The organism is Streptomyces sp. NPDC090127, assembly GCF_044746945.1.
GTDB lineage: Bacteria > Actinomycetota > Actinomycetes > Streptomycetales > Streptomycetaceae > Streptomyces.
Genome location: NZ_JBIVDE010000002.1, coordinates 498319 through 520552, shown reverse-complemented (window position 1 = coordinate 520552; position 22234 = coordinate 498319). Strand labels below are relative to the sequence as shown.

The window sequence follows — 22234 nt, the reverse complement described above, 5'->3', positions numbered from 1 at the left end:
CCGTCCCGCCGCCTGTGATGCACTGGACGGGCGGGGGCGTATCGAACAGGAGCAGCGTTGACCAGCTACCGCCAGCCCGGCCTCGTCCTCACCGACCACCGCCTCACCGTGCCGCTCGACCACGCCGTCCCCGACGGCGAGCGGATCGAGCTGTACGGCCGTGAGGTCGTCGCGAGCGACCGGGCCGGGGACGACCTGCCGTGGCTGGTGTACCTGGAGGGCGGGCCCGGGTTCGGGGCCCGCCGCTTCATCGGCCCGCAGGCCTGGCTCGGCCGGGCCGTCCGCGAGTACCGCGTCCTCCTCCTCGACCAGCGCGGCACCGGCCACTCCACCCCCGCCACCCGCCAGACCCTCCCGCTGCGCGGCACCCCACGCCAGCAGGCCGAGTACCTCAGGCACTTTCGCGCCGACGCGATCGTCCAGGACTGCGAGACCGTCCGGAAGCACCTCACCGGCGGCGCCCCCTGGACCGTCCTCGGCCAGAGCTTCGGCGGCTTCTGCGCCACCCACTACCTCGCGGCCGCCCCCGAGGGGCTGAGCACCGCGCTCGTCACCGGCGGGCTGCCCTCCCTGCACGCGAGCGCGGACGACGTCTACCGGGCCGCCTACCCCCGCGTCCGGCGCAAGACCGAGGCCCACTACGCCCGCTACCCGCAGGACGTCGCCCGCGCCCGCCGGATCGCCGCCCACCTCCTGGAGCGCCCCGCGGCCCTGCCGAACGGCGGGCTCCTCACCGCCCGGTCCTTCCAGTCCCTCGGCATCCTGCTCGGCGGCGGCGAGGGCACCCACCAGCTGCACCTCCTCCTGGAGGACGCCTTCGTCCCCACCGCCGCGGGGCCCGCCCTCGCGGACGCCTTCCTGGAGAACGTCCAGGCCCAGCTCTCGTACGCCGGACACCCGCTCTACGCCGTGCTCCACGAGGCCATCTACGCCCAGGGGCAGGGGCCGACCGCCTGGGCCGCCGAACGGGTCCGGGCGGAGTTCCCCGAGTTCGACGCGGAGAAGACACTGGCCGGCGACGGGCCCCTGCTCTTCACCGGCGAGACCGTCCACCCCTGGCACTTCGAGACCGACCCGGCGCTGCGTCCGCTGCGCGAGACGGCCCACCTCCTGGCCGAACGGACGGACTGGGCGCCGCTCTACGACCCCGCGCGGCTCGCCGCCAACGAGGTGCCCGTCGCGGCCGCCGTCTACCACGACGACATGTACGTCGACACCGGCCACTCCCTGGAGACCGCCCGCGCCATCCGGGGCCTGCGCACCTGGGTGACCGACGAGTTCGAGCACGACGGCGTCCGGGCGGGCGGCCCCCGCGTCCTGGACCGGCTGCTCTCCCTCGCCCGCGGCGAACTCTGACAGCCCCGGCACGAGGGCCGGACTCCCCCGCCGGTAAAAGTCCAAGGAGTGCGTCCTGAATGCTCATGGTGTGCTCGTGGTGCGGGGGGATAGAACTCGTCCGGAGCGCACCAGGAGAGGACCCGGACATGACCACCCACGTCCAAGCCGAGATCGCCGCCCAGCCCGCGTGCTGGCGTCGTGCCGCCGACACGGCCGCCGACCACGCCCGGCTGCTGCCCCGCGCGGGCGAGCGGATCGCCGTCGTCGGCTGCGGGACCTCCTACTTCATGGCCCGGGCCTACGCCGCCCTGCGCGAGTCCCTCGGCGCGGGCGAGACCGACGCCTTCCCCGCCTCGGACGAGACCCCGCTCGGCCGGGGCTACGACCGGATCGTGGCCCTCACCCGCTCCGGCTCGACCACGGAGGTGGCGACCCTGCTCGCCCGTGCCTCCGGCCGGATCCCCACGCTCGTCCTCACGGGCGGCCCCGACAGCCGCGCCGCCCACCACGCGGACCAGGTGATCGGCCTCGGCTTCGCCGACGAGCGCTCCGTCGTCCAGACCCGGTTCGCCACCACCGCCCTCCAGCTGCTGCGCGCGGGCCTGGGCGTGGACCTCGGCCCGTCGATCGCCGACGCCGAACTCGCCCTCTACGAACCGCTGCCCGCCGCCTGGGAACGGCGCCGCCAGTTCACCTTCCTCGGGGCCGGATGGACCGTCGGACTCGCCGACGAGGCCGCGCACAAGCTCCGCGGGGTGGCCCGCGCGTGGGCGGAGTCGTACCCGGCGATGGAGTACCGGCACGGCCCGATCGTCATCAGCGACCGCACCAGTCTCGTGTGCTGCCTCGGTCCCGAGCCGGGCGGCCTGCGGGACGAAGTGGAGTCCACCGGGGCGCTGTTCGCCGCCGACGCGATCGACCCGGTGGCCGCCCTGGTCCGCGCCCAGCGCCTCGCGGTCACGCTCGCCGGGCGGCGCGGCCTGAACCCCGACCGCCCCCGGCACGCCTCGCGTTCGGTGATCCTCTCCGGGGCGATCCGGGGGTGAGCGGCCGTATCCTGCGCCCATGATCGAGGACACGAGCACCACGCACCTGGCCGACATGCCCGACGACTGGCAGCGCGCGCTCGCCGTCGTCGCCCACCCGGACGACCTGGAGTACGGCTGCGCCGCCGCCATCGCGGCCTGGACGGACGCCGGCAAGGAGGTCGTCTACGTCCTCGCCACCCGGGGCGAGGCCGGCATCGACACGCTCGACCCCGCCACCTGCGGCCCGCTGCGCGAGCGGGAGCAGCGGGCGAGCGCGGAGGTGGTCGGGGTGTCGGCGGTGGAGTTCCTCGACCACCGGGACGGCGTGATCACTTACGGACTCGGGCTGCGCCGCGACATCGCGGCGGCCCTGCGCCGCCACCGCCCCGAACTGGTCATCACGCTCAACCACCGTGACACCTGGGGGCCGGCCGTCGGCGGTTTCTGGAACACCCCCGACCACGTCGCCGTCGGCCGGGCCACGCTCGACGCGGCGGGCGACGCGGGCAACCGCTGGATCTTCCCCGAACTGACCGAGCAGGGCCTGGAGCCGTGGAACGGGGTCCGCTGGGTGGCGGTCGCCGGATCGAACACCCCCACCCACGCCGTCGACGCCACCCCCGGTCAGGAGCGCTCCGTCCGGTCGCTGCTCGCCCACCGCGCCTACATCGAGGCTCTGACGGACGAGGACCCCGAGGAGTACGTCCGTACCTTCCTGGCCCAGAACAACGAGCGCTTCGCGTCCCGTTACGGCGACCGCCCGACCGTCGCCTTCGAGCTCTTTCCCCGGTGAACAGCGCCCGCCTCCGCCCGTGCCTCCGTCCGTGCCTCCGCCCGCGCCTCCGTCCGTGCCTTCGGGTGCGGCGGATGTCGGCGGGCGGCTTCCTTCCGTACCCCCAGACGCCCTAGCCTGGCCCGGTAACTGACGTAGCGTCAGAAGGGGGGCGGGCCGTGATCGACACGCTCGACAGGGAGATCCCGGAGGGGGAGGCCCGGCTCACCCTCGTCGTCGAGGACGGCGTCGGGGTGCTCACGCTCTGCCGGCCGGAGAAGCTCAACGGCTGGAGCTGGGAGGCCAGTCGGCAGCTCGGGGTGATGGCCGACCGGATCCGCTTCGACGAGAGCGTGCGGGCGGTGCTGCTGCGGGCCGAGGGGCGGGCGTTCTGCGCGGGCATCGACGTCACCGCGCCCGGTGGCGGGATCACCGGCCGCACGACCGCCGAGAAGATCCAGCGGTACGACGAGGGCATCCGCTGGGTCCACGAGCGCTTCGCCGTCCTCGCCCGGCTGCCCCAGCCGGTGGTGGCCGCCGTGCAGGGCTACTGCCTGGGCTTCGGCTTCGAGCTGGCCCTCATGGCGGACATCCGGATCGCCGCCGTCGACGCCGTCTTCGCCCTCCCCGAGGCGGGCATCGGCGTCGCCGTCGACGCGGGCGGCGATCTGCGGATCGCCCGCGAGGCGGGCGCGGGCTGGGCCAAGTACCTCGCCCTCACCGGCCGCCGGATCGACGCGCCGACCGCCGAACGGCTCGGCCTCGTCCAGCTCGTCACGCCACGCGACGAGCTGGACGACACCGCCCGCGAGACGGCGGCCGCCATCGCGGCCGCCGCGCCGCTCGCGGTCCGGGCGATCAAGCGGAATATCGACGCCTACGCCGACCAGGGCCTGGCCGCCGCTCTCGACCGCGCGGCCTCTGCCGCCGCCCTGACCCTCTCCTCCGACGACGCCCGCGAGGGCTACGCGGCGAAGGCGCAGCGCCGGGCCCCGCGCTTCGAGGGCGGCTGACCCCTGGCCGGCGTGGCCCTACTGCTGCGGTGCCGGCTTCAGTACGGCGAACGGGGCCCCGTAGGGGTCGGCCAGCCAGGCGATCCGGCCGACGTCGGGGATGTCCGCCGCCGGCATGACGACCGACCCGCCGTTGCCCTGGACGCGGGCGACGATCTCGTCCGCGTCGCCGACCGCGAAGTACGGGATCCACCGGGCGTGGTCCGCGCCCTCCTGGAGCTCGGCCACCCCGCCGAAGGTGGTGTCCTGGAGGTCCCCCTCGGCGGTGGAGATCACCCGGTACGTCATGCCCGGGGCCTCCATCTCCTGCGAGCGCCAGCCGAACAGCTTCCCGTAGAAGCCGAGCGCCGCCTGGGGGTCGGGCACGTGCAGCTCCGCCCAGCACAGCGTGTGGTTCTCGGACGTCCTCTGCAGCCCCTTCGTCGTCCCCGGCTGCCACACCGCGAACCGCGCGCCCGCCGGGTCCGTCAGCTGCGCCATCCGCCCCGCGTCCATCACGTCCATCGGCTCGGCGCGCACCGTCCCGCCCGCGCTCTGTGCGGCCTCCACGGTGGCGTCGGCGTCGGGGCTCTGGAAGTACAGCGTCCACGCACTGCTCGCCCCCTCCTCGGTCAGCGTCCCGAGAGCGGCGACCGTCTGCCCGTCCTGCTGGAAGAAGCCGTAGCCGCCGGCGTCCGGACCGGCCGACGCGAACTCCCACCCGAAGACGGCGGTGTAGAACGCGGCCGCGCCCTCCGTGTCGGGGCTGCCGAGGTCGACCCAGTTGGGCGATCCCTTGGTGAAGTCCGTACCGAGCATGTGCTGTGCCCTGCCTTTCCGTGGGGGAGTCGTCCGGCCACCCTCGCCGATCCTCGCCGCTCTCCACCGCCCCCGCCGCGGCAGTCGCGCGGGTTCATCCGCGTGGACCAGCGCCCGTCACTCCGCGAACGGTCCTCGCCCCAGCTGCTCGCGGACCGGCACCACCGGGTCGTTGACGAGGACACGGCGCTGCCAGTTCGCGCCGTCGACGACCAGCGTGTGCCCGGAGACGAACCGGGCGTACGGCGACGCCAGGAACGTCGCCGCCCAGCCCAGCTCACGCGGGTGACCGACGCGGAGCGCCGGCTGCCGGGCGTCATGGAGCGGCGCCCGGGCCAGTGCGCCGCGGATGTCGGCCGTCATGTCCTCGTGCGGCATCAGCCCCGGCACCAGCCCGTTCACCTGGATCCCGTACGGTCCCCACTCCACCGCCAGCGTCTCCACCAGGTTCTTCACCCCGGCCTTCGCCGCCGCGGAGTGGACGAAGCCGGGGCCGCCGGTCCAGGCGTAGGACGCGCCGACGTTGACGACGGAGCCGGGGGTGCGTGCGGCGAGGTGGCGGCGGGCGAACTCCCGGGTCATGAACCAGGTCCCGGTGAGCGTGCTGTCGACCACCGCGCGCCAGCCGTTCGGCGACAACTCCTCCGCCGCCACGGGGAAGTTGGCCGCAGCGTTGTTCACCAGGACGTCCGGCCGGCCGCCGAGCGCCGCCTCGCAGGCGTCGAAGGCACCGGCGACCGCCCCGGGGTCGCGGATGTCGCAGACGGCGGTCGCCACCCGCGTCCCGGCGATGTCCGTCAGCTCCCGCCGCGCCGCCTCCAGCCGGGCGGCCGTCCGGCCGACGATCATCAGCTCCGCCCCGAGCCGGGCGAACTCCGCCCCGATCGCCTTCCCGAGTCCCGTCCCGCCGCCCGTCACCAGGACCACCCGCCCGTCGTACGTCCCCGCCGGCAGCGCGCTCGTGCCGAGCGGGGGAGGGGCGGGAAGTCCGGGCGGATCCTGCTCCGTCTCCGCATGCGTCATGCCGCATCGATAGCCGGTCGCGCGTGAGAACAGAAGGCCCGGCCGCGCGCGAGTGACCGAAGCCCCTTCGGCCGGAGCCCCCTCGGCCGAAGCCTCCCTCGGCCGGAGCCACCACGCGGGAGCCCCCTCGGCCGGAGCCCCCTCGGCCGGAGCCACCACGCGGGAGCCCCTCTCGGCCGAAGCCCCCCTCAGCAGAAGCCCCCTCAGCCCACGCCTCTCTCAGCCGGTCGCCGCGACCTTGCGGTCCAGCTCCTCCATGATCAGCTCCATGTTGATGGCGACCCCGGCCCGGTAGCCGCCGCTCGCGGCGTTGATCACCTGCTCCTGGGCGCCGATCGCGTTGCCCGCCGCCCACACGCCCGGCACGCTCGTCCGGCCGGTCTCGTCCACGGCGACGAACGGGCCGAACGGCGTCTCCCTGGTCGCGGCGCCCAGCGCCGTCAGCAGGCCGTCCCGGGGCGTCATCCGCGTACCGACGAAGAGCACGTCACGCGCCACGACCCGGCCGTCGGCCATCGCGACGCCGGTGAGCCGGTCGTCCTCGACGGCGAGGCCCGCCACCTCGCCCGTCACCACCTCGATGCCGGCCGCCGCCACCTGGGCACCCTGCTCCTCGGGGAGAGGTCCGGCCGTGTGCAGGAAGAGGGTCACGTCCGGGGACCAGTGCGCGACGATCAGCGCCTGATGGGCGCCGAGGACGGGATGGGCGAGCACGCCGAAGGCCTGGTCCCGGACCTCCCAGCCGTGGCAGTACGGGCAGTGCAGCACGTCCCGGCCCCACCGCTCGGCCATCCCGTCGACGGCGGGGAGTTCGTCGAGGAGGCCGGTGGTGACGACGAGCCGACGGGCGCGGACCAGTCGGCCGTCGTTCACGGTCACCACGAAGCCGTCGGCGCCGCCGATCTCCCGCACCGCCCCCGTCACCTGCCCGGTCGTCCACTCCACCCCGTACGCGGCGATCTCGCGCCGCCCCGCCTGAAGGAACTCCGCCGGGTCCATCCCGTCCCGGGAGAGGTAGCCGTGCATATGGGCGGCCGGGGCGTTGCGCGGCTCGCCCGCGTCGACCACCAGGGTCCGCCGCCGCGACCGGCCGAGGATCAGGGCGGCGCTCAGCCCCGCCGCGCCACCGCCGACCACCACGACGTCGTACTGGGGCGGTTCGCCTGTGCTCGTGTGTTCGCTCATACCGCAAGCGTTGCCCGGAGGAGGCAGGTCGACAAACATTCTTGCCGTTTCCGCAAGGCGAGGCATGATGGAGTCATGACTGAACCAGGGGCATCCGGAACCGGGGACGACCGCATCGACGCCGTGCTGAACGAGGTCGGTCCACGCCTGCGCCGGATCCGCCGCGAGCGCGGCGCGACCCTGGGTGACCTCTCCGCCTCCACGGGCATCTCCGTCAGCACCCTCTCCCGGCTGGAGTCCGGGCAGCGCAGACCCAGCCTGGAGCTGCTGCTCCCCATCGCCCGCGCCCACCAGGTGCCACTGGACGAGCTGGTCGGCGCGCCGCCGGTCGGCGATCCCCGGGTGCGGGCCAAGCCGATCGTGCGCCACGGCCGCACGATGTTCCCGCTCACCCGCCAGCCGGGCGGCCTCCAGGCGTACAAGGTCCTGCAGGAGAAGGCGCAGGAGGAGCCCGACCCGCGGGTCCACGAGGGGTACGAATGGCTGTACGTGCTCTCCGGGAGGCTCCGGCTCGTCCTCGGTGAGCACGACGTCGTCCTGGGGGCGGGGGAGGCGGCCGAGTTCGACACCCGCGTACCGCACTGGTTCGGGCCCACGCCCGATGGGCCGGTGGAGTTCCTGAGCCTCTTCGGGCCGCAGGGCGAGCGGATGCACGTACGCGCCCGCCCGAAGCAACCCTGAGGGAAGGCGGCGCGCGGGGTGAGGGCCCCGCCCGGGCCCAAGAAGTCCGCCGCGCATGGTTCCACCGGCACAAGCGACCGCTTAGTATGCGACCGACCGCGCAGTACGGACGACGGCTGGTGGAGGACCGCGATGCAGGCATGGCGAGTGCACGAGAACGGCGAGCCGGGCGAGGTGATGCAGCGCGACGAGGTGGACACGCCCACGCCCGGTGAGGGGCAGCTCCTCCTGCGCGTGCGCGCCGCCAACGTCAACTTCCCCGACGCGCTGCTCTGCCGGGGCCAGTACCAGGTGCGGCCGCCGCTGCCCTTCACCCCCGGCGTGGAGATCTGCGGCGAGACCGAGGACGGCCGGCGGGTCATCGCCACCCCCGCCCTGCCGTACGGCGGCTTCGCCGACTACGCGCTGGCGGACGCGGCGGCCGTGCTCCCGGCCCCCGAGGCCCTCGACGACGCCGAGGCCGCCGCGCTCCACATCGGCTACCAGACCGGCTGGTTCGGCCTGCACCGCCGCGCCGCCCTCAAGGAGGGCGAGACACTGCTCGTGCACGCGGCCGCCGGGGGTGTCGGCAGCGCCGCCGTCCAGCTCGGCAAGGCGGCCGGCGCGACCGTCATCGGTGTCGTCGGGGGCGCCGAGAAGGCCGAGGCCGCCCGCGCGCTCGGCTGTGACGTCGTGGTCGACCGGCGGTCCGAGGACGTCGTCGCCGCCGTCAAGGCGGCCACCGGCGGTCGGGGGGCCGACGTGATCTACGACCCCGTCGGCGGCGAGGCCTACGCCCAGTCCGCGAAGGTCGTCGCCTTCGAGGGCCGGATCGTGGTGGTCGGCTTCGCGAGCGGGGCGATCCCCTCGCCCGCCCTCAACCACGCCCTCGTCAAGAACTACTCGATCGTCGGACTCCACTGGGGCCTCTACAACCTCAAGGACCCCGCGGCCGTCCTGCGCTGTCACGAGACCCTCACCGAGTACGCCGCCAAGGGCCTCATCAGGCCCCTGGTCAGCGAGCGCGTCCCGTTCGACGGCGCTGCCGACGCCGTACAGCGCGTCAGCGAAGGTGTCACCACCGGCCGGCTCGTCGTCCTCCCGGCAGGGGCCGCGTGATGGCCATCGCGATCGACGCCGACGAACTGCGCACCCGTACCCGCCGGTTGCTCACCGAGCACCCGCCCGCCGACACGGACCGCACCGACTTCCTGCGCGCCCGCTTCGACGCCGGGCTCGCCTGGGTCCACTACCCCGAGGGCCTCGGCGGGCTCGACGCCCCGCGCTCCCTCCAGGCCGTCGTGGACGCCGAACTGGCCGCCGCCGACGCCCCCGACAACGACCCGCGCCGGATCGGCATCGGCCTCGGCATGGCCGCCCCGACCCTCCTCGCGTACGGCTCCGACGAGGTCAAGCGACGCTTCCTCCGGCCGCTCTGGGTCGGTGAGGAAGTCTGGTGCCAGCTCTTCTCCGAGCCCGGCGCCGGCTCCGACCTCGCGGCGCTGGGCACCCGCGCCGTCCGCGACGAGGCCACCGGCGACTGGATCGTCAACGGCCAGAAGGTGTGGACGTCCAGCGCCCACGTCGCCCGCTGGGCCATCCTCATCGCCCGTACCGACCCCGGGCTGCCCAAGCACAAGGGCATCACCTACCTCGTCTGCGACATGACCGACCCCGGCGTCGAGGTACGGCCGCTGCGCCAGATCACCGGCGAGGCCGAGTTCAACGAGGTCTTCCTCACCGACGTCCGCATCCCCGACGCCCACCGGCTCGGCGAGACCGGCGACGGCTGGCGGGTCGCCCAGACGACGCTGATGAACGAGCGCGTCTCGATCGGCGGCGCCCGCATCCCGCGCGAGGGCGGCATGATCGGGCCGGTCGCCGCGACCTGGCGGGTCCGACCCGAGCTGCGCACCCACGACCTCCACCGTCGGCTGCTCGACCTCTGGGTGGACTCCGAGGTGGCCCGGCTCACCGGCGAGCGGCTGCGCCAGCAGCTCGTCGCCGGACAGCCCGGCCCCGAGGGCAGCGCCATGAAGCTGGGCTTCGCCCGCCTCAACCAGGCCATCAGCGGCCTGGAGGTCGAACTCCTCGGTGAGGAAGGCCTGCTGTACGGGGACTGGACGATGCGCCGCCCCGAACGGGTCGACTTCACCGGCCGCGACGCCGGGTACCGCTATCTGCGCTCCAAGGGCAACTCGATCGAGGGCGGTACGACCGAGGTCCTGCTCAACATCGTCGCCGAACGCGTCCTCGGCCTGCCCTCCGAGCCCCGCAACGACAAGGACGTCGCCTGGAAGGACCTCGCGCGATGACTGACCTCCTCTACTCCGAGACCGAGGACGACCTGCGGGCCGCCGTCCGCTCCCTGCTCACCGACCGGGCCGGCACCGACGTGCTCCTCGGCCGGATCGAGAGCGGCGAACCGTACGTCCCCGGTCTCTGGAAGTCCCTCGCGGGCGAGATCGGCGCGGCGGGGCTCCTCGTCCCCGAGGAGCTGGGCGGCCAGGGCGCGAGCCACCGCGAGGCGGCCGTGGTCCTGGAGGAGCTCGGCCGCGCGGTGACCCCGGCGCCGTACCTCACCAGCTCCGTCGTGGCGACCGAGACCCTGCTCGCCCTGGACACCGCGAGCGCCCCGGTCGCCGAGCTGCTCGCCGCTCTCGCCGACGGCCGTACGGTCGCGGTGCTGGCGCTGCCGCTGTCCACGGGCCCGGGCACCGAGCCGTCCCCGGCCGGCACGGTGGCCGGTGTGGCCGACGCCGTCGCCGCCGACGTGTTCCTCGTGCCGCGATCCGACGGCCTCCACGCGGTCACGGCCGCCGAGGCCACCGTCGCGCCGCAGACCCCGCTCGACCTGACCCGCCCGCTCGCGGCGGTGACCACGGCCGCCGCCTCCGGCATCCGCCTCGCGGACGCGGGCGCCACCCGCGCGGCCGTCGAGCGGGGTCTGCTCGCCGGCGCCGGGCTGCTCGCCTCCGAACAGCTCGGGCTCGCCGAGTGGTGTCTGGAGGAGACCGTCCGCCACACCCGAGGCCGGTTCCAGTTCAACCGGCCCGTCGGCTCCTTCCAGGCGCTCAAGCACCGCATGGCGCAGCTCTGGCTGGAGATCGTCAACGCCCGGGCGGCGGCCCGCGCCGCCGCCGACGCGCTGGCCACCGGCAGTCCCGACGCGCCGCTGACCGTCGCCGTCGCCCAGGCGTACTGCGCGAAGGTCGCCGTCCACGCGGCCGAGGAGTGTGTGCAACTCCACGGCGGTATCGGGATGACCTGGGAGCACCCCGCTCATCTGGCCCTGAAGCGGGCCAAGTCGGATCAGATCGCCCTGGGTTCGGTGGGACGTCACCAGGACGCCATCGCCGCGCTGGTCGGTCTCCCGGCCCCCGCCTGACGGCGACGTAAGGGGCCCTCGTGCCCACCCCCCTTTACATACTGTTTAATTGCGAGTCGTTCGCAACAACGGTTGATCTTGAAGAGGGGTGTGGGCACGATGACCGCCCGATCCATACGCGGCGTGGCCGCCGTGACGCTGGCAGGAGCGGTGGCCCTCACCGCGGCCGCCTGCTCGAACCCCGGCGGCACCGCCGCGGGCTCCGGCCGTGCGAAGGACTCCGCGGTCGTCGGCATCGCCTACGAGCCGGAGACCCTGAGCCCCCTCCTCGGCTACGGCAAGGACGGCAACTCCAAGATCTTCGACGGGCTCCTCGCCTTCGACGCCGACCTCAAGCTGCGCCCGGCCCTCGCCGCCGAGCTGCCCCGGGTCAGTGCGGACGGGCTGACGTACACCTACAAGCTCCGCAAAGGCGTGACGTTCAGCGACGGCAAGCCCTTCTCGGCCAAGGACGTCGTCTTCACCTACAAGACCGTGCTCGACCCGAAGACCAACAACCCCTCCAAGACCGAGCTGGACGCCCTCAAGGACGTCAGGGCCGTCGGCGAGGACACCGTCGTCTTCACCCTGAAGTACCCCTACGCGCCCTTCGCCGAGCGCACCGTCCTCGCCATCGCCCCCGAGCACGTCGCGGGGAAGCAGGACGTCAACACCGGCGCCTTCACCACCCGGCCCGTCGGCAGCGGACCGTACGTCCTGACCGGCTGGTCCAAGGGCGAGAAGCTCAGCTTCAAGGCCAACCCCACCTACTGGGGCGGCGCGCCGCAGGTGAAGAAGTTCACCATGGCGATCATCAAGGACGACGACGTCCGCGCCACCCGGCTGCGCTCCGGCGACCTCGACGGCGCCATCCTGCCGCCCAATCTCGCCGCCGGCTTCAAGGGCGACAAGGCGCGGAAGACGTACGCCGCGAAGACGTACGACTACCGCACGGTCACCCTCCCCACCCACAACAAGGTCACCGGGGACACCGCCGTCCGCCGCGCCCTCGACGTGGCCGTCGACCGGCAGGCCATGGTCGACAAGATCCTCGAAGGCGCCGGAAAGCCCGCCTACGGGCCGGTGCCCACCGACAGCGAGTGGTTCGCCAAGGGCACCGAGCGCCGCCACGACCTCGACGCGGCCCAGAAGATCCTCGACGAGGCCGGCTGGAAGCCCGGCGCCGACGGCGTCCGCGTGAAGGACGGCGTCCGCGCCGAGTTCCCGCTCTGGTACCTCTCCGGCGACAAACTCCGCCAGGACCACGCCCTCGCCTACGCCTCCGACGCCAAGAAGGCCGGCATCGCCGTCAAGACCCAGGGCGGCACCTGGGAGGTCATCGAGCCCCGGATGAAGACCGACGCGGTCCTCGCCGGCGGCGGCTCGCCCGGCGACCCGGACTTCGACCAGTACCTGCTGCTGACCTCCGGCCTCGGCGGCGACGGCTTCAACAACATGGCCTGGTACGACAACAAGACCGTCGACAAGGCCCTCCTCGAGGGCCGCCGCACCGACGACCCGGTCAAGCGGCGCGCCGCCTACGACACCGTCCAGCGCGAACTGGTGAAGGACCCCGGCTACACCTTCCTCACCCACATCGACCACCTCTACGTGGTGAACGACAGCTGGGACGGCCTGAACACCCAGACCGAGCCGCACGACCACGGCCTCGCGTCCGGCCCCTGGTGGAACGTCGAGGCGTGGAAGCCCAAGGGCACCGCGAAGTGAGCCGCCGCCTCCCCTGGGGGGCCATGGCCAGGATGACGGGACGACGGGCGCTGTTCGCCGTCCCCGTCCTCCTCGCGGTCACCTTCGCCGTCTTCGCCGTCGCCGAAGCCTCCCCCTTCGACCCCGTCAAGGCCTACGCCGGCACCGCCGGACTGACCTCCTCGCAGGAGAACCTGGACCAGCTGCGCGCCAACCTCGGCGTCGACCAGCCGCTCGCCACCCGTTGGTGGGAGTGGCTGACCTCGGCACTCCACGGCGACCTCGGCGACTCCAGCGTCATGCGACAGCCCGTCGCCGACGTCATCGCCGAGCGGATCGGCTGGTCGGTGCTGCTCGCCGCCACCGCCTTCCTGCTCGCCATCGCGCTCGGCACCGCACTCGGCGTCCTCGCCGGGCGCCGCATGGGCGGCATGCTCGACCGGGCCGTCAGCTCCGCCGCGTACACCCTGGAAGCCGCCCCCGCCTTCTGGCTCGGGCTGCTCGCCATCTGGTTCTTCGCCCTGAAGCTCGGCGCCCTGCCCGCCGGCGGCCTCACCGACACCGCGAGCGACACCGTCACCTTCGACCAGGTCGCGAGCCACCTCGTGCTGCCCGCCCTCGTCCTCGGCGTCTCCCAGCTGCCCTGGTTCTTCCTCTACGTCCGCCAGGGCGTCGGGGACGCCCTCGAAGAGGATCCCGTCCGCGGGGCACGCGCGCGTGGGCTGCGGGACCGGACCGTCCTGCTCGGCCACGCCCTGCGCTCCGGAATGCTCCCGATGCTCACCCTCGTCGGCTCCCGCGTCCCCGAACTCATCACCGGAGCGCTGCTGGTGGAGACCGTCTTCAGCTGGCCCGGCATCGCCGCCGCGACCGTGCAGGCCGCCATCTCCGTGGACTTCCCGCTGCTCGCCGCGCTCACCGTGCTGGCGACCGCCGCCGTCCTCCTCGGCAACCTCCTCTCCGACCTGCTGTACGGGCTCGCCGACCCGAGGGTGGGCTTCGATGGCTGAACCGCGCACCAGGCGACTGCGGGTCTGGTCCTCGGCCGGGATCGTCGGCGCGGTCCTCCTCGCCGTTCTTCTCGTCCCCCCGATCGTCCAGCTCGACGAACAGGCCGTCGACCTCTCCCTGAAGCTGCTGCCGCCGTCCTCGCAGCACCCCTTCGGAACCGACGACGTCGGCCGCGACCTGCTCCTGCGCTGTGTCTACGGACTGCGGATCTCGCTCCTCGTCGGGGTGGTCGCCGCGCTCGTCGCGACCGTCATCGGCACCGCCGTCGGCGCCGCCGCCGCCTCTCTGGGCGGCTGGACCGACCGGGTCGTGATGCGCGTCGTCGACGCCTTCTCCTCCGTACCGCACCTGCTGCTGGGCATCTTCATCGTCGCCATGTTCCGGCCGGGCGTGTGGCCCGTCATCGTCTCCGTGGCCCTCACCCACTGGCTGTCGACCGCCCGGATCGTCCGCTCCGAGGTCCTCTCGCTGCGCTCCCGTCCCTTCGTGGACGCGGCGATCTCGGGCGGCGCCTCGCGGTGGCGGGTCACCGTGCGCCATCTGCTGCCCGCCGTCCTGCCGCAGGCCGGGCTCGCGGCCGTCCTGATGGTGCCGCACGCCATGTGGCACGAGTCCGCGCTCTCCTTCCTCGGCCTGGGTCTCCCCAGCCACCAGGCGAGCATCGGCAACCTCGTCCAGTCCGCGCGCTCCTCGCTGCTCGCCGGCGACTGGTGGCCGACGCTCTTCCCCGGTCTGCTGCTCATCGTGCCGACCCTGGCCGTCGCCGGGCTCGCCGGAGCGTGGCGGGACCGCCTCAACCCGCGCCGCCGATCGGAGCTGATGCTGTGACCACCCCGGACTCCCGCGTGGTGCGTGCCCTCGGCGCCGTCACCGCCGAACGGGCCGACGACGCCGTCCTCAGCGTGCGGGGGCTCTCCGTCCGCTTCCGGATGCGCGGCGGACGGCACGTCGCCGCCGTCACCGACGCCGACTTCGACCTGGCGGCGGGGGAGTGCCTCGCCCTCGTCGGCGAGAGCGGCTGCGGCAAGTCGGTCCTCGCCTCCGCGCTCCTCGGTCTGCTGCCCGGCAACGCCGAGACCTCCGGCACGGCCCGGCTCGACGGCGTCGACCTGCTCGCCGCCGACGAGAAGACCCTGGCCCGTACGGTACGAGGACGGCGCGTCGGCCTCGTACCGCAGAGCCCCGCCGCCCACCTCACCCCCGTGCGGACCGTCCGCGCCCAGCTGGAGGAGTCCGTCCGCGAACTGACGGGCGTCCCGCGGCGGGAGCGGCGCGCGGCGGCCGAGAAGGCGGCGGAACGGGCCGCCTTCCCGACCGGGCACCTCGACCGCTACCCCCACGAACTCTCCGGCGGTCTCGCGCAGCGCGCCGCGACCGCGCTCGCCCTCATCGGCGACGCCCCGCTTCTCCTCGCCGACGAACCGACCACCGGCCTCGACCGTGACCTCGTCGAACGGACCGTCGACGAACTGCGCCACCACGCCGACGACGGCCGGGCGCTGCTCCTGATCACCCACGACCTGGCGGCGGCGGAGCGGATCGCCGACCGGGTGGCGGTGATGTACGCCGGCCGGATCGTGGAGTCGACGCCCGCCCACCGGTTCTTCGGCGAGCCCGGTCCGCGCCACCCCTATGCCCGGGGCCTCCTGAACGCCCTGCCCGACCGCGCCTTCACCCCGATCCCCGGCATGCCCCCCGAGCTGACCGCCCTGCCGCCCGGCTGCGCGTTCGCCCCGCGCTGCACGCGGGCGACCGACGCGTGCGACACCCTGCCGCAGTCGCCGGCGGGGGTGGCCTGTCATCACCCGGAGGGGCGGCGCGGCGATGCGTGACACCGCCGCCAGGCCGTCGGCGCCCCGGCCCCGCCCCGTCGACCACGCCCTCGCGTCCCTCGCGCCTGTCGTTCCCGTCGCGCCTGTCGCGCCCCTCGCGCCTGTCGCGCCCCTCGCGCCTGTCGCTCCCGTCGCTCCCCGCGCGCCCGTCGCGCCCCGCGCATCCGTCGCGCCCGTCGCACCAGGAGTGCCCCGTGCTTGAACTCGATGCCGTCACCGCCGGCTACGACCGCCGCGACCCGGTCTTCCGGGGCGCCTCGCTCACGGTGGCCCCCGGCGAGTCCGTCGGGCTCCTGGGCCCCAGCGGCTGCGGCAAGTCCACACTCGCCAGGGTCGCCGCGCTGCTGCACCGCCCGGACGCGGGGCGCGTCGCGATCGACGGCGAGGTCGTCAGGGGCTGGCGCCACCGGGCGCCCCGGTCGCTGCGGACGGCGGTCGGCGTGGTGTTCCAGCAGCCCCGGATGTCCGCCGACCCGCGCCTGCGGCTGCGCGACCTCATCGCCGAACCGCTGCGCGCCACCGGCCGACGCGAGGAGACCGGCACGCGTCTCGCCGAACTCGCCCCGATCGTGGGCCTCACCGAGGACCTGCTCGCCCGACGCCCCCACGAGGTCAGCGACGGACAGCTCCAACGCGCCTGTCTGGCGCGCGCGTTGGTGCTCCGACCGCGCTGGCTGATCTGCGACGAGATGACCGCGATGCTCGACGCGTCGACGACGGCGGCGCTCGTGGCGGCCGTGGAGACCTACCGCGCGGAGTCCGGCGCTGGCCTCCTCGCCGTCGCACACGACCGCGTCCTGCTGACCCGCTGGTGCGACCGCACGGTCGAGTGGTCCGACTGCGTGACCGGCACGGCGGACAAGCTCCCCGTCTCCTCGGGGAGGGCGGCGGGTTAGAGCGGCACGGGGGTGGTCCGCGCCGCCGCCCGGCGAGCCCCCGGGGGCGGGGGCCGGCCCGGCATCCGGACGAACTCCGCAAGGGCGGGGCGGTCCGGCCGCCCGGCGAACCCCCGGCGGCGGTCCGGTCGCCGGGCGGCGTCCAGGCGGCCAACTCTTGTTCCTGATGGGCCTGTTGGGGTGTCGAGGCGTCCATACTCGTACGAGTCCCCCCTCCCGACACCCCCCCGGAGCCCCCCATGGCGTCCCTGCCCCGGCGTACCGCCGTCCTCGCTCTCGCCGCCGGAGCCGCCGGTATCGCGCTGCCCGGTACCGCCGTCGCCGCGCGTGTCCGGCCCCTGCCCCAGGCGCACGCGCACAACGACTACCTGCACCCGCGGCCCCTCCACGACGCCCTCGACCACGGGTTCACCAGCGTCGAGGCCGACGTCTTCCTCGTCGACGGGGAGCTGCTCGTCGCCCACGAGCCCGCCGAGCTCGACCCGAGCCGTACGCTGCGCTCCCTCTACCTCGACCCGCTGCTCGCCCGCGTCCGGGCCAACAACGGTGCCGTCTATCCGGGTTACCGCCACCCCGTGCAGCTGCTCATCGACATCAAGGCGGACGGCGTCGCCGCGTACACCGAGCTCCACCGCCAACTCCGTCCGTACCGAAGCATGTTGTCCTCCTACGCCGCCGGGCACGTCCGGCCCGGCGCGGTGACGCCCGTCATATCCGGCGACCGGGCCGCCCGCGCCCCGATGGAGGCCCAGCGCTTCCGGCACGCCTTCTACGACGGCCGGCTCGACGACCTCGCCGCCGAGGCTCCCGCGCCCGCCTCCCTCATCCCGCTCATCAGCTCCAACTGGACCCAGTCCTTCGGCTGGACCGGCGTGGGTCCCTTCCCCGCCGAGGAGCGCGCCCGGCTCCGCTCCCTCGTCCGGACCGCCCACGCACGCGGGCAACGGGTCCGCTTCTGGGCCACCCCCGATGTGCCCGGGCCTGCCCGCGACGCCCTCTGGAGCGAACTGCGCGCCGCCCGCGTGGATCACCTCAACACCGACGACCTCGCCGGTCTCCGGGCCTTCTTGAACCGCTGACGGCGAATCCCACCCGTTCGGCGGACATGCCGTACGGCCGGACGGCGCTCCCGCTGCGCCACACTGGCCGCCGAACGCCGCGATTCCGGCGCGGCGCAAGGAGGGTGTGGGCGATGGCCGTGTCCGTTTCTGTCGTACTTCTACTGCTCGTCCTCGCGGTGATCTTCCTTCGCAGCGGCGGCCTCAAGTTCTCCCACGCGCTGGTCTGCGCCCTGCTCGGCTTCTTCCTCGCCGGCACGAGCATGGCGCCGACCATCCAGAACGGGGTCGCCGCCACCGCCAACGTCGTCAGCAGCCTCAAGCCGTAACGTTTCGCGGGACCGCCGCGGGGGTTCGTTTCACGACCATGAAGGGGCCGTGAAACCAACGGCAGTTCCATGTACATCTCACGGACTCGGGCCTAACGTCGGCCGCCGGCGCGACCGACGCACGCATCCGAGGAGCCGCATTGACCACCCCCACACGACGGGCCCGCGCGTTCGCCCTGATCGTCGTGGCGAGCGCGATCACCCTGGCGTTCGCCACCCCCGCCGCCCTCGCCGACGACATACCCCTGGCCCCCGGCCACCGGCTCGTCGCCTCCTACGACGGAGCCCCCGCGCCCGCCCGGCCCGTGCCGGGCGAGGCGCCCGACCAGCATCCGTACCTCGCACCCAACGGGCGCAGCGGCATGCACGCCGACGGCGCCGGCAGCGGCACCCACCCCTTCCCGGGCCCGCTCGGGCGCGATCCGCGGGTGTCCAGCGCCCAGATGGCCGCCGTCGGCGGAGAGTGCGCCACCGCCACCTTCGACGCGGGCGGCCGGCTCGTCACCGTCTGCGGAACGTTCTCCGGCTTCCTGCTCAAGCTGCTCGATCCCCGCACGCTGGACACCCTCGCCGAGTACAAGCTGCCGCAGCGCTCCTCGACCGTCGAGGCGATCACCCGGCTCGACTTCGCGAGGATCTTCAAGGACACCTCCGGCGGCGCCTACTTCTACCTCGACAACCAGGACCGGGTGGTCCTCGCCGACTCCCGCCAGCACGTGCTGCGTATCGCACACCGTCAGAAGGGCGACGGCGCGTGGGAGTTCGTGGTCGAGGACGACTGGGACCTCACCCCGCTCGTCCCGCACGACTGCGTCACCTGGACCAACCTCTTCCCGAGCGGCGTCTGCGACCCCGTCACCTCCGTCATGCCGGACTACGACGGCCGCGTCTGGTGGGTGACCCGGCTCGGCAGGGTCGGCACGGTCGACCCCGCCACCGGGACGCTCCGCTCGATCCGGCTGGCCGGCGAGGAGATCCAGAACTCCTTCTCCGTGGCCCGGGACGGTGTCTCCATCGTCTCCGACCACGCCCTCTACAGCTTCCGCGCCGAGCCCGACGGCACCCCGCGCATCCAGTGGCGGCAGACGTACGACCGGGGGACCGGCACCAAACCCGGTTCGGTGAACCAGGGTTCGGGCACCACCCCCGACCTCTTCGGCATCGAGGACGACTACGTGGCGATCACCGACAACGCCGACGACCGGATGAACGTCCTGGTCTACCGGCGCGGCGCCGACGTCCCGGCCGCCGACCGGCTGGTCTGCACGGTGCCGGTCTTCGGATCCGGCGCCTCCACCACCGACAACTCCCTGATCAGCTGGGGCAACAGCCTCGTCGTCGAGAACAACTACGGCTACGAGAACCCGACCACGCTCACCTTCGGCCGCAGCGTGGTGGGCGGCGCCGCCCGGATCGACGTCCGGCCCGACGGCAGCGGCTGCGACACCGTCTGGGAGAGCGACGTCCGCTCGCCCTCCACCGTCCCCAAGCTCTCCACCGCCAACGGACTGCTCTACTTCTACGAGAAGCGCCCGAACCCCCTCGGCATCGACGCCTGGTACCTGACGGCCGTCGACTTCCGCACCGGCGCGCGCGCCTGGAGCCGGCTCACCGGCACCGGCCCGGCGTACGACAACAACTGGGCGCCGATCACCATCGGCCCCGACGGCACGGCGTACATCGGCGTCTTCAACGGGCTGGTCGCCGTCCGCGACGGCGGCTGAGGGCGGGAGCGCGGTGGTGGGGGGGGCCCCCGCCCCCCCGCCCCCCCCCCCCCCCCCCCCCCCCCCCCCGCCCAACGCGGGGGGCGCCCCCCCCCGGGGCCGCGCCCCGGCGAAACTCCGGCATTTCCTCGGGGGTGGCCCCCGCCCGGCCGGCGGGCTGGGGGCGGCGGGGGGGGGGGGCCGGGGGCCCCCCGCCCCGGGCCACCACCGCGCGTACCGCTCCCGCTCAGACGATGTCGGGCATCTCGCCCTCGGTGGTCCGCGTGTCGATCACCGCGAAGGCCGCGCCCTGCGGGTCGACGACGGCCGCGAACCGTCCGAAGGGGCTGTCCATCGGGCCGAACAACGTCCGGCCGCCGAGCTTCACGGCCCGGTCGACCGCCTGGTCGCAGTTGTCGACGGCGAAGTAGATCTGGATGTACGACGGGACCTCGGGCGGGAACTCCTCGTCGGACATCTCCATCCGGCCCAGGACCGGCATGTCGCCGCCCAGGTCGAAGACCTTGTAGTCCATGGTCTCGTCGGCCATCTTCTTCGCGTTGTAGCCGAACACCGAGGTGAGGAAGGAGTCCGACTTCGCCGCGTCCCGGGTGAAGACCTCGGCCCACGCGTAGGAGCCCGTCTCGCCCTCCAGCTCGAAGCCCTCGTGGACCCCGGGCTGCCAGACGCCGAACGCGACGCCGGCCGGGTCCTTCGCCAGGCACATGGTGCCGAATTCGCCGACGGTCATCGGCTCCATGAGGACCGTGCCGCCGCTGCTCCTGATCTTCTCGGCCGTGGCGGCGGCATCGGGCGAGGAGAAGTACAGACACCAGGCCGACTGCGGCGGGCCGTCCTGGCTCGGCATCGGCGGGACGACGGCCGCGACCGCCTTGCCGTCGCGGTAGGCCTGGGTGTAGTTGCCGAATTCCGTGGAGGACTCACCGAAGGTCCAGCCCAGCACGTCGCCGTAGAAGGTCTTGGCTCCTTCGACGTCGGTGAACATCGCGTCGGTCCAGATCGGGGTGCCCTCAGGTCGTGCGGCCATGACGGGACTCTCTCTTCCGATGGAGGGGGTTCGAAGACGGGTCTCGATGGAGGTTGTCGACTCCCACGCTAGCCACGGCGCCCACCCCTCGCTCGGTGACGGAGCGTGGCAGCGACCGGACCAGGTGGAGTGTCCCTCGGTCCGCGTCGGGTGTCCGCCGGTCCGCGTCGGGTGTCCGGCGGTCCGTGCCGGGTCAGCGGTGGGCGAAGATCCCCACGCCGTTCGGGACGGGACGCTCGGCGCCCTCGGAGGGGTGGTTGCGCACGGTGACCGATGGGGCGCCCGGGTCCCGGGTGACGAGCGTGGCGGAGCCCCCGCCGTCGAGGTTGAAGCCGTCGACCGCCCCCACCTGGTCGAGCACCGCCGCCACCTCGGCGACCGTCAGGCCGGTCCGGAAGTCGGGGCCGCCGTCAAGGGCCAGCAGCAACAGGCGCCGACCGCCGTCCGCGATGCCCGCCGCCGAGCGGACGGCGGAGATCCTGCCGTCGAGGCCGGCCGGCGGCTCGCCCGCCCGCAGCACCGGATGGCCGCCCACCGCGAAGACGTAGGGGACACGGGACCCCTCCGCCACCAGCCGGTGCCGTACCCCGACCCGGTCGCCCACCTCCAGCGCGCGCAGCCGCTCGGCTCCCGCCTCCCGGCCGACCAGGACCTCGGAGCCCTCCGGGATCGGGCCGCGCCCGGGCGTGTCGGCCACGGCCACGACCCGCCCCTCGCGCACCGTCACCTCGTACGTCTCCGTGGCGCAGGGCGCGGCCCGGTCGGTGTCCGTCCCGCAGGTCGCGCGGACCCGGGAGGCGGTTCCCCAGGCGGCGGTGAACACGCCGACCGAGCCGACCGGCAGCGCGTACTGGTCGAGACCGCCCAGCGGAAGCCGGCCGCCGGGGGTGGACACCGTGCCGTCCAGGGCGAGCCGGCCCAGCCGCGCCCGGCGGTCGACGCCGACGCCCAGCACCTCACGGGTGTCCAGGCCCGGCGGCAGCGTCGGCCCGAACCGCTGGCCGGTGGGCACGGCCGCCTTCAGCGGCCGCCCGCCGGCGATCGCCGGGCCGACCGGGGCTCCGGTCGCCTCGACGCCCGGGTGCTGGTTCTCGAGGAGGTGGAAGAAGTCCCCGTTGACGCCGGCGACCGCGCCGCGCGCGTCCGCCAGCCGGGAGAGCGGGGCGCGCGCCGCGACCGCCCCGGGCGTGAGCAGGTCCACGCCGACCCCCGGCGCGCGCAGATCCACCGAGAGCAGGTGGACCCGGGCCGGGCCCCCGGCCCCCGTGACGTCGAAGGTGCGGTACGCGACGCCCCGGGCGACCTCCGTCCAGACGGCGTCGGCCGTGCCGGGCGTGCCGCCGGCGATCAGGGCGCACCACGCGAGCAGGACGACGCACAGCGCGCGGGCGCGCGAACCCGGAACCGGCACGGCTGCCCCCTGGCGTCCCGTCACTTCTCCGCAGTGTCCTCAGAGCTGATCAGAG

21 protein-coding genes are annotated in these 22234 nt (G+C 74.0%); 16 read left to right on the top strand and 5 right to left on the bottom strand.

Annotated features, from left to right (window positions below; all coding sequences use genetic code 11):
• The first annotated feature begins 57 nt into the window (after positions 1–57).
• From ACIPPS_RS07985 to ACIPPS_RS07970, 4 genes are all read left to right on the top strand, one after another.
• Positions 58–1356 (top strand): alpha/beta fold hydrolase, encoded by a 1299-nt coding sequence (locus tag ACIPPS_RS07985; RefSeq protein ID WP_401428221.1) that lies wholly within the window; start codon positions 58–60, stop codon positions 1354–1356.
• A gap of 128 nt (positions 1357–1484) precedes the next feature.
• Positions 1485–2384 (top strand): SIS domain-containing protein, encoded by a 900-nt coding sequence (locus ACIPPS_RS07980; protein ID WP_401428219.1) that lies wholly within the window; start codon positions 1485–1487, stop codon positions 2382–2384.
• A 19-nt stretch (positions 2385–2403) separates the two neighbouring features.
• A complete protein-coding gene (locus tag ACIPPS_RS07975; protein WP_401428217.1) occupies positions 2404–3159 on the top strand; it encodes a PIG-L deacetylase family protein in 756 nt (251 codons plus the stop codon).
• A 158-nt stretch (positions 3160–3317) separates the two neighbouring features.
• Positions 3318–4151 carry an enoyl-CoA hydratase/isomerase family protein gene (locus tag ACIPPS_RS07970; protein ID WP_401428215.1) on the top strand — a complete coding sequence of 278 codons (834 nt, stop codon included), beginning with the start codon at positions 3318–3320 and terminating at the stop codon, positions 4149–4151.
• An 18-nt stretch (positions 4152–4169) separates the two neighbouring features.
• On the opposite strand, the gene ACIPPS_RS07965 is transcribed toward ACIPPS_RS07970, so the two are convergent.
• The 3 genes from ACIPPS_RS07965 to ACIPPS_RS07955 all read right to left on the bottom strand — a co-directional run bounded on the left by ACIPPS_RS07965 (position 4170) and on the right by ACIPPS_RS07955 (position 7157).
• Positions 4170–4949, bottom strand: a complete 780-nt coding sequence (locus ACIPPS_RS07965) for a VOC family protein (protein WP_401428213.1) — start codon at positions 4947–4949, stop codon at positions 4170–4172.
• A gap of 117 nt (positions 4950–5066) precedes the next feature.
• The gene (locus ACIPPS_RS07960) at positions 5067–5972 is read right to left on the bottom strand and encodes an SDR family oxidoreductase (protein WP_401428211.1); all 906 of its coding nucleotides are present in this window, start codon (positions 5970–5972) and stop codon (positions 5067–5069) included.
• A 219-nt stretch (positions 5973–6191) separates the two neighbouring features.
• Complete coding sequence (locus tag ACIPPS_RS07955; protein ID WP_401428209.1) at positions 6192–7157, bottom strand: NAD(P)/FAD-dependent oxidoreductase; 966 nt, start codon at positions 7155–7157, stop codon at positions 6192–6194.
• A 75-nt stretch (positions 7158–7232) separates the two neighbouring features.
• Between ACIPPS_RS07955 and ACIPPS_RS07950 the strand changes: the two genes are divergently transcribed.
• From ACIPPS_RS07950 to ACIPPS_RS07895, 12 genes are all read left to right on the top strand, one after another.
• On the top strand, positions 7233–7838 hold the full coding sequence (locus ACIPPS_RS07950; RefSeq protein ID WP_401428207.1) for a helix-turn-helix domain-containing protein: 606 nt from the start codon (positions 7233–7235) through the stop codon (positions 7836–7838).
• A 132-nt stretch (positions 7839–7970) separates the two neighbouring features.
• Positions 7971–8936, top strand: a complete 966-nt coding sequence (locus ACIPPS_RS07945) for an NADPH:quinone oxidoreductase family protein (RefSeq protein ID WP_401428205.1) — start codon at positions 7971–7973, stop codon at positions 8934–8936.
• Positions 8936–10132: an acyl-CoA dehydrogenase family protein gene (locus tag ACIPPS_RS07940; protein WP_401428203.1), complete on the top strand. Its 1197-nt coding sequence runs from the start codon at positions 8936–8938 to the stop codon at positions 10130–10132. The genes ACIPPS_RS07945 and ACIPPS_RS07940 overlap by 1 nt, the downstream gene beginning before the upstream one ends.
• Positions 10129–11205, top strand: a complete 1077-nt coding sequence (locus ACIPPS_RS07935; protein ID WP_401428200.1) for an acyl-CoA dehydrogenase family protein — start codon at positions 10129–10131, stop codon at positions 11203–11205. Before ACIPPS_RS07940 ends, ACIPPS_RS07935 begins: the two co-directional genes overlap by 4 nt.
• 99 nt (positions 11206–11304) lie before the next feature.
• Positions 11305–12912, top strand: coding sequence for an ABC transporter substrate-binding protein (locus ACIPPS_RS07930; RefSeq protein WP_401428198.1), 1608 nt, complete (start codon positions 11305–11307; stop codon positions 12910–12912).
• A 23-nt stretch (positions 12913–12935) separates the two neighbouring features.
• Complete coding sequence (locus ACIPPS_RS07925) at positions 12936–13901, top strand: ABC transporter permease (RefSeq protein ID WP_401428196.1); 966 nt, start codon at positions 12936–12938, stop codon at positions 13899–13901.
• Positions 13894–14730 carry an ABC transporter permease gene (locus ACIPPS_RS07920; RefSeq protein WP_401428194.1) on the top strand — a complete coding sequence of 279 codons (837 nt, stop codon included), beginning with the start codon at positions 13894–13896 and terminating at the stop codon, positions 14728–14730. Before ACIPPS_RS07925 ends, ACIPPS_RS07920 begins: the two co-directional genes overlap by 8 nt.
• Before the next feature lie 101 nt (positions 14731–14831).
• The gene (locus tag ACIPPS_RS07915; RefSeq protein ID WP_401429531.1) at positions 14832–15734 is read left to right on the top strand and encodes an ABC transporter ATP-binding protein; all 903 of its coding nucleotides are present in this window, start codon (positions 14832–14834) and stop codon (positions 15732–15734) included.
• Between the two features lie 194 nt (positions 15735–15928).
• A complete protein-coding gene (locus ACIPPS_RS07910) occupies positions 15929–16630 on the top strand; it encodes an ABC transporter ATP-binding protein (protein ID WP_401428192.1) in 702 nt (233 codons plus the stop codon).
• A 239-nt stretch (positions 16631–16869) separates the two neighbouring features.
• Positions 16870–17709: a phosphatidylinositol-specific phospholipase C/glycerophosphodiester phosphodiesterase family protein gene (locus ACIPPS_RS07905; protein ID WP_401428189.1), complete on the top strand. Its 840-nt coding sequence runs from the start codon at positions 16870–16872 to the stop codon at positions 17707–17709.
• Between the two features lie 113 nt (positions 17710–17822).
• Entirely contained in the window at positions 17823–18017 is a 195-nt protein-coding gene (locus ACIPPS_RS07900; protein WP_137991798.1) for a hypothetical protein, read from the top strand.
• Between the two features lie 140 nt (positions 18018–18157).
• On the top strand, positions 18158–19741 hold the full coding sequence (locus ACIPPS_RS07895; RefSeq protein ID WP_401428187.1) for a hypothetical protein: 1584 nt from the start codon (positions 18158–18160) through the stop codon (positions 19739–19741).
• A gap of 226 nt (positions 19742–19967) precedes the next feature.
• Here the strand turns inward: ACIPPS_RS07895 and ACIPPS_RS07890 are convergent, their stop codons facing one another.
• Both ACIPPS_RS07890 and ACIPPS_RS07885 read right to left on the bottom strand, forming a co-directional pair.
• The gene (locus ACIPPS_RS07890) at positions 19968–20768 is read right to left on the bottom strand and encodes a VOC family protein (protein ID WP_401428185.1); all 801 of its coding nucleotides are present in this window, start codon (positions 20766–20768) and stop codon (positions 19968–19970) included.
• Positions 20769–20961: 193 nt separating this feature from the next.
• Positions 20962–22119, bottom strand: a complete 1158-nt coding sequence (locus ACIPPS_RS07885; RefSeq protein WP_401429528.1) for a phosphodiester glycosidase family protein — start codon at positions 22117–22119, stop codon at positions 20962–20964.
• Between the last annotated feature and the right edge of the window lie 115 nt (positions 22120–22234).

Excerpts from the sequence above, each read along its gene's own strand:
- ACIPPS_RS07980 (WP_401428219.1), top strand. The coding sequence starts at position 1,485 with ATGACCACCCACGTCCAAGCCGAGATCGCCGCCCAGCCCGCGTGCTGG.
- ACIPPS_RS07975 (WP_401428217.1), top strand. The coding sequence starts at position 2,404 with ATGATCGAGGACACGAGCACCACGCACCTGGCCGACATGCCCGACGAC.
- ACIPPS_RS07900 (WP_137991798.1), top strand. The coding sequence starts at position 17,823 with ATGGCCGTGTCCGTTTCTGTCGTACTTCTACTGCTCGTCCTCGCGGTG.
- ACIPPS_RS07965 (WP_401428213.1), bottom strand. The coding sequence starts at position 4,949 with ATGCTCGGTACGGACTTCACCAAGGGATCGCCCAACTGGGTCGACCTC.
- ACIPPS_RS07950 (WP_401428207.1), top strand. The coding sequence starts at position 7,233 with ATGACTGAACCAGGGGCATCCGGAACCGGGGACGACCGCATCGACGCC.
- ACIPPS_RS07890 (WP_401428185.1), bottom strand. The coding sequence starts at position 20,768 with ATGGCCGCACGACCTGAGGGCACCCCGATCTGGACCGACGCGATGTTC.
- ACIPPS_RS07925 (WP_401428196.1), top strand. The coding sequence starts at position 12,936 with ATGGCCAGGATGACGGGACGACGGGCGCTGTTCGCCGTCCCCGTCCTC.
- ACIPPS_RS07955 (WP_401428209.1), bottom strand. The coding sequence starts at position 7,157 with ATGAGCGAACACACGAGCACAGGCGAACCGCCCCAGTACGACGTCGTG.
- ACIPPS_RS07960 (WP_401428211.1), bottom strand. The coding sequence starts at position 5,972 with ATGACGCATGCGGAGACGGAGCAGGATCCGCCCGGACTTCCCGCCCCT.
- ACIPPS_RS07915 (WP_401429531.1), top strand. The coding sequence starts at position 14,832 with ATGCGCGGCGGACGGCACGTCGCCGCCGTCACCGACGCCGACTTCGAC.
- ACIPPS_RS07930 (WP_401428198.1), top strand. The coding sequence starts at position 11,305 with ATGACCGCCCGATCCATACGCGGCGTGGCCGCCGTGACGCTGGCAGGA.
- ACIPPS_RS07905 (WP_401428189.1), top strand. The coding sequence starts at position 16,870 with ATGGCGTCCCTGCCCCGGCGTACCGCCGTCCTCGCTCTCGCCGCCGGA.
- ACIPPS_RS07940 (WP_401428203.1), top strand. The coding sequence starts at position 8,936 with ATGGCCATCGCGATCGACGCCGACGAACTGCGCACCCGTACCCGCCGG.
- ACIPPS_RS07935 (WP_401428200.1), top strand. The coding sequence starts at position 10,129 with ATGACTGACCTCCTCTACTCCGAGACCGAGGACGACCTGCGGGCCGCC.
- ACIPPS_RS07920 (WP_401428194.1), top strand. The coding sequence starts at position 13,894 with ATGGCTGAACCGCGCACCAGGCGACTGCGGGTCTGGTCCTCGGCCGGG.
- ACIPPS_RS07945 (WP_401428205.1), top strand. The coding sequence starts at position 7,971 with ATGCAGGCATGGCGAGTGCACGAGAACGGCGAGCCGGGCGAGGTGATG.